The 4,711-nt window shown below is 63.3% G+C and carries 7 protein-coding genes and 1 pseudogene; 2 read left to right on the top strand and 6 right to left on the bottom strand.

Translation table 11 applies throughout. From position 1 onward, the window contains the following. Positions 1-318 precede the first annotated feature (318 nt). Positions 319-783: an aminoacyl-tRNA deacylase gene (locus tag PVW46_RS13725; RefSeq protein ID WP_069208458.1), complete on the top strand. Its 465-nt coding sequence runs from the start codon at positions 319-321 to the stop codon at positions 781-783. Positions 784-834: 51 nt separating this feature from the next. After that, positions 835-1,158, top strand: a complete 324-nt coding sequence (locus PVW46_RS13720) for a hypothetical protein (protein WP_043147220.1) — start codon at positions 835-837, stop codon at positions 1,156-1,158. Between the two features lie 58 nt (positions 1,159-1,216). Here PVW46_RS13720 and PVW46_RS13715 read toward each other — a convergent pair whose 3' ends face one another. The 6 genes and pseudogenes from PVW46_RS13715 to PVW46_RS13690 form a co-directional block, all read right to left on the bottom strand. Then, positions 1,217-1,408, bottom strand: coding sequence for a recombinase-like helix-turn-helix domain-containing protein (locus PVW46_RS13715; RefSeq protein ID WP_274576222.1), 192 nt, complete (start codon positions 1,406-1,408; stop codon positions 1,217-1,219). A 133-nt stretch (positions 1,409-1,541) separates the two neighbouring features. After that, positions 1,542-1,907 (bottom strand): annotated as a pseudogene (locus PVW46_RS13710) (recombinase family protein); the annotation flags it as partial. A gap of 73 nt (positions 1,908-1,980) precedes the next feature. Continuing rightward, on the bottom strand, positions 1,981-2,469 hold the full coding sequence (locus PVW46_RS13705; protein WP_069208459.1) for a phage terminase small subunit P27 family: 489 nt from the start codon (positions 2,467-2,469) through the stop codon (positions 1,981-1,983). Next, positions 2,469-2,903 (bottom strand): hypothetical protein, encoded by a 435-nt coding sequence (locus PVW46_RS13700; RefSeq protein ID WP_274576220.1) that lies wholly within the window; start codon positions 2,901-2,903, stop codon positions 2,469-2,471. The genes PVW46_RS13705 and PVW46_RS13700 overlap by 1 nt, the downstream gene beginning before the upstream one ends. Next, positions 2,903-3,085: a DUF7220 family protein gene (locus tag PVW46_RS13695; RefSeq protein ID WP_274576218.1), complete on the bottom strand. Its 183-nt coding sequence runs from the start codon at positions 3,083-3,085 to the stop codon at positions 2,903-2,905. Before PVW46_RS13695 ends, PVW46_RS13700 begins: the two co-directional genes overlap by 1 nt. Beyond that, the gene (locus PVW46_RS13690; RefSeq protein ID WP_069208461.1) at positions 3,073-4,338 is read right to left on the bottom strand and encodes a site-specific DNA-methyltransferase; all 1,266 of its coding nucleotides are present in this window, start codon (positions 4,336-4,338) and stop codon (positions 3,073-3,075) included. The genes PVW46_RS13695 and PVW46_RS13690 overlap by 13 nt, the downstream gene beginning before the upstream one ends. Positions 4,339-4,711: the final 373 nt, after the last annotated feature.

The following is a 4,711-nucleotide window of genomic DNA, read 5'->3' as shown; positions in this document are numbered from 1 at the left end:
GATCTTCTCGAAGATCTCGTCGAGATGCCATCGCCAACGGCCTGCCCCCCCTTCGACCCGTCGCTTCCAGCTCTGGGACACGAACATCAGCCCGAAGCAGTTCCGCCAGAACCGAGCGAGTATCGGCCGGCACGGGCCCTCAACCCAACCCCGAAACCCATTCCATTTGGGTCACGACCGTCACACCATTCTTGCGCTGGAAGGGGTTTCGGTGACATACTTCCAAGGACCTGTTCAACACCATCGGCGCCTCGGTTGCGCCTCTCGTCGTTGTAGACAACCGCGCGGCACTGGCGCCCCTTTCCACAGGAGGCCGACATGCCTATTGCCCATCGTCTTAAAATGCACCTCGAAGCTCAGGCTCTACCTTTCGACATGGTCACGCATGAGCCAACCGTGACCGCCAGTGAGACCGCGCACATAGCGCATGTTCCCGGCGACCATTTGGCCAAATCCGTCTTGATCCATTCGGAAGAGACACCATTCATCGCCGTGGTTCCAAGCTACCGGATGGTCGATTTACACCGGCTTCAGGCAATGATGGATCGCCGTATCGGCCTCGCCCCCGAAGATGAGCTGGCGGAGGTATTCGATGATTGCGAAGTCGGAGCAGCGCCGCCGGTAGGCATGGCCTACGGCGTTCCGACGGTGATGGACACCGAAATGCATGGACTGGACGATATTTGGTTCGAGGCCGGAGATCACTGTTCTCTGGTTCACATGAAGGGTCGTCATTTTGATCGTATGATGAGTGGCGCGAAGTTGGGCTCATTCTGTTGCTGAAGAAGATGTCTGGCGCAGACGCCCGGCGGGGCTGCAATAGGAGGAGAGGTAATGAAACCAGTCGTATTGCTTGTAGGACGCCTTCCGGCGGTGGTGGAGACTGTGGCGCGCGAACTCGAAGACTTGCCCGTCCAATGGCTCGGCGCTCACAATCGGGACGAAGTGGTCAGCCAGCTTGAAAGCGAACCGGACATTGCGACGGTCGTGATGGGCGCCGGACTTGATGACCGCGTTCGCGGCGACCTGATCGGCGTGATCGCGGGGCTGCGGCCGGACCTTTGCATCCATGTGAAAGATCGCGCTTCCGGGCCTGCCGGAATGGCGCCGTTTGTGCGGGGCGTCGTCCTCTCGGAACTGCTCGGCGAATATGCATAGAAATCTACAGGCCTTTCGCCGCTCCGCGTTGCTGCTACGGGATCACCCTTTTGGACGGTCATGGCAAGGACTCCAGCCGTTTCAGCAGGTTCCTGACGGTCGAGACATGCCAGCGCCCGCCGCGCCGGGTCCGGATGCCGCGAGCGTTCAACTGATCTGCCATGGCACGCAGCGTGGTGTAACCCTCGGACTGTATCGCTTCCACCACCTCCCGCAGGTCTTCGGCGAAGGTATTTGCATTCTTCGTCACAGTCGCCCTGAGCGCCACGCCACCCCTGCCGGCTCGTCGTAGCGCCGCCGCGCCGTTGGGGTTTCCGAGGCTTCACGCCACGGGCCTTTGCCGCCGCCAGGGCCTCCGTGGTAAGCCGGGAGATCGTCTCGCGCTCCTGCTGGGCGACGAGGGCCATGATGCCGACGGTCAGGTCGTTCGCCTCGGGCATATCGCAGGCAAGGAAGGACACGCCGCTGGCTTGCAGGGTCAGCAGGAAGGCGGCATCGCGGCTGAGGCGGTCGAGCTTGGCGATGACCAGCGTTGCTCCGGTCAGGCGGGCGAGGTTGAGGGCCTTGTCCAGTTCGGGGCGGGTGTTGCGTTTACCGCTTTCCACCTCGGTGAAGCGGGCGAAGCCCCCCGCCGAGCGTGACGCGGCAAAGGCCTCGATGGCCGAGCGCTGCGCCTCCAACCCAAGCCCGGAGCGACCTTGCCGGGCCGTGGAGACGCGCTCGTAGGCGATGATCTTCCCGATCCCCATGTACAGACCTGCGCACCCTTCGTTTGGCAGTTTTGTACATCGGAACAGCTGGTTAGTGTAGCGAACGGGCGGCTCAATCATCCCGGTTCGGGAGTTCCAGCGCCTTTACGTGCTCGATTGTCCCGGTTTCGTCGCCGGGGTCCAGGATCGTGCGCCAGACGAAGGTGACGGGCGCGTGTTTCTGAGCTTCGGAGTCCTGCCTCAGTTTTGTCCGCGCCGAAGGCGTCAGCCCGAGTTCCGACATGTAGCGCGCCATCAGCTCCATCTGCTTGTTGGCCACCGTCAGCCAGGGCGACTGCTGGACATAGCCGCTGGGCGTCTTCAGCAGCGCCGGGGTCTCCTTCAGGCGTTCCTCGGCCTCGGCCCAGCGGGCATAGGCCTGGCAATAGGCCGCCAGCGCGGCCCGGTCCGCCAGCGTCAGGATGCCCGCCTCGTACATCGGGGTCGCCAGTCGGCGCCATTCCTTGCGGGCGACCTCGTTCAGATGCGCCGGGCAGCGCGGCGGTGCCGAGAGCGAGGTTCGTGCAAGGGTATGTGGCTTGGGTTTGTGTTTGCGTCCCATCAGGATCCCGCCTCCGGCGTGTCGGGCGCATCAAGAACGAAAGGACCCGCCGAGCCCACGGCCTCCCGAAACTGCACTTCAACTGCCTGGAAGCGCGCGATCAGGTCCTCGTCCGAGAGTCCGGCATAGTCGTCGCCCATGTCCTCCGGCGGGGCTTGTTCCCGCCAGCCGGCCTGCGTCTTGAGGTAGAAGATCGACGAGGTGGTGTCGCCGGCCCGGGCTTTCTGCAGGAGACCGTTGGCGACATGGGCGATGGCCCTGGCCTTGCCCCTTTTATAGCGGGCGGCAACCTCCGCGTCCCGTTCCCGGATCGCCTTGAACGTGGTCCGGGAGATCCCGAAGTAATCGGCGATCTGGTCCTGGTTCAGCAGCGCGGCGAGGGTCTCGACCTCGTGGACCTGGTCATCGGTCGGGGTGATGGTGGGACGTGCCATCAGACCAGTCTCGCGAAGAGGCGGCGTAGGAGGTACATGCGGGCGAAGGACAAGGCCGTGAAGGCGCAACTCACGGCTGAATGCTGACCGGGGCTGGCATGAAGACCGACCAGAGGGAAGACGGTCAACTGCAGGGCCAGGGCCGCACCCCAGCCGACGGTGGCATTGATCAGGGCCGCCATGGCGGACATGACGCGGGTCTGGCTCGTGTAACCGCCTCCTCGCGCTCGGACGCGATCTCTGCAAAGCAGTGCCCATCGCCGTCGAGCACCGCCTGCTGCCCGGTGAAGGCCTTCCACCGCATCAGACAGACATCGACATAGGCCGGGTCCAGTTCCATCGCTAGACATCTGCGCTTGGTGCTCTCTGCCGCGATCAGCGTGGTCCCCGATCCAGCGAAAGGCTCGTAGATGGCCTGCCCGGGGCTGGAGTTGTTGAGGATCGGTCGGCGCATGCATTCCACCGGCTTCTGCGTGCCATGCACCGTCTGCGCGTCCTGGTCACGGTTGGGGATGCTCCAGAGCGTCGATTGCTTGCGGTCGCCCGACCAATGCGCCTTGCCTCGGACGGCGTACCAGGCGGGTTTGTGCTGCCAGTGAAAATGCCCGCGCGAGAGCACCAGCCGTTCCTTGGCCCAGATGATCTGCGAGCGGATCTCGAAGCCGCTGGCGACAAGGCTCTCGGCCACCGTCGAAGCATGCAGCGCGCCGTGCCAGACATAGGCCACGTCGCCGGGAAACAGCGCCCAGGCCGCCCGCCAGTCGGCCCGGTCGTCGTTCAGAACCTTGCCGGTGCGCTGCGTCTTCGTCGCGCCTGTGGCGTTCCGCCAGCCGGGATCGTAGTCAACGCCATAGGGCGGGTCGGTGACCATCAGGTGCGGCGCGACACCGTTCAGCAACCGCTCGACCGCCACGGCATCGGTCGAATCCCCGCAGTGCAGGCGATGGTTGCCGAGACGCCAAAGATCGCCGGGGCGCGAGACAGGATGGGTGGGCGGTTCGGGCGTTTCTTCTTCCCGCGCGTTGGCTTCGCCATGCCCAAGCAGCGCGTCGAGGTCCGCGCCGTCGAAGCCAAGATCCCCCAACTCGATCCCAAGCTCATCCAGATCCGCCAGTTCCACCGAAAGCAGATCCCTGTCCCAGCCGGCATTCTCGGCCAGCGGGTTGTCGGCCAAGATACAGGCCCGTTTCTGGGTGGCGCTCAGATGCGCCAGTTCGATGACCGGCACGCGCTCCAGCCCCAGCTTCCGCGCCGCCAGCACCCGGCCATGCCCCGCGATGATGTCGTTCTCGCCGTCCACCAGCACCGGGTTGTTGAACCCAAACTTGATCCTCCCCCAACGCAGGATCGCCGGAAGCGGGAATTTCCCGGCTGCTTCATGATGACGGGCCAGTGACACCATCGCGACGACACAACGCGATTGGCTCACAGACATCAGACAACGTGCCGCCTTATCGCCTGGAACTCTCCGCCTCGTCGGAACTTCTGCGGGATTGAGGTAACGAGATCAGTACGGAGTTCGAAACCTACCCTGATGAGGCATAGGTCTAATTGACAGTTGCTTCGGCTTCCGCACTGTCGGAAGTGCACCTCGTGCTTGAAACATATTGGGCGATCTTTATGTATCAGAAACCCAGCGCCGCGCTTCATTTATTTTCCCATTATCAAGATTGTCCGCCTGATTTCCGATCGAACAGTACCCGCCTTCGCGTGCCGCCATCGAGGCGCCGGGCAATCACACATAGTCGTCATCATAGGCGCCGCCTGAAAGCTCGTTAGAAACGCGAATGTCCTCAGCCAGGCAAACG

Source organism: Mameliella sp. AT18 (assembly GCF_028807275.1).
Taxonomy (GTDB): domain Bacteria; phylum Pseudomonadota; class Alphaproteobacteria; order Rhodobacterales; family Rhodobacteraceae; genus Antarctobacter; species Antarctobacter albus.
This window is presented reverse-complemented; position numbering and strand designations above follow the sequence as displayed.

What these genes read in the sequence shown, in the direction of transcription:
- PVW46_RS13690 (WP_069208461.1), bottom strand. Translation starts at nt 4,338, where the DNA reads ATGTCTGTGAGCCAATCGCGTTGTGTCGTCGCGATGGTGTCACTGGCC.
- PVW46_RS13720 (WP_043147220.1), top strand. Translation starts at nt 835, where the DNA reads ATGAAACCAGTCGTATTGCTTGTAGGACGCCTTCCGGCGGTGGTGGAG.
- PVW46_RS13700 (WP_274576220.1), bottom strand. Translation starts at nt 2,903, where the DNA reads ATGGCACGTCCCACCATCACCCCGACCGATGACCAGGTCCACGAGGTC.
- PVW46_RS13725 (WP_069208458.1), top strand. Translation starts at nt 319, where the DNA reads ATGCCTATTGCCCATCGTCTTAAAATGCACCTCGAAGCTCAGGCTCTA.
- PVW46_RS13695 (WP_274576218.1), bottom strand. Translation starts at nt 3,085, where the DNA reads ATGGCGGCCCTGATCAATGCCACCGTCGGCTGGGGTGCGGCCCTGGCC.
- PVW46_RS13705 (WP_069208459.1), bottom strand. Translation starts at nt 2,469, where the DNA reads ATGGGACGCAAACACAAACCCAAGCCACATACCCTTGCACGAACCTCG.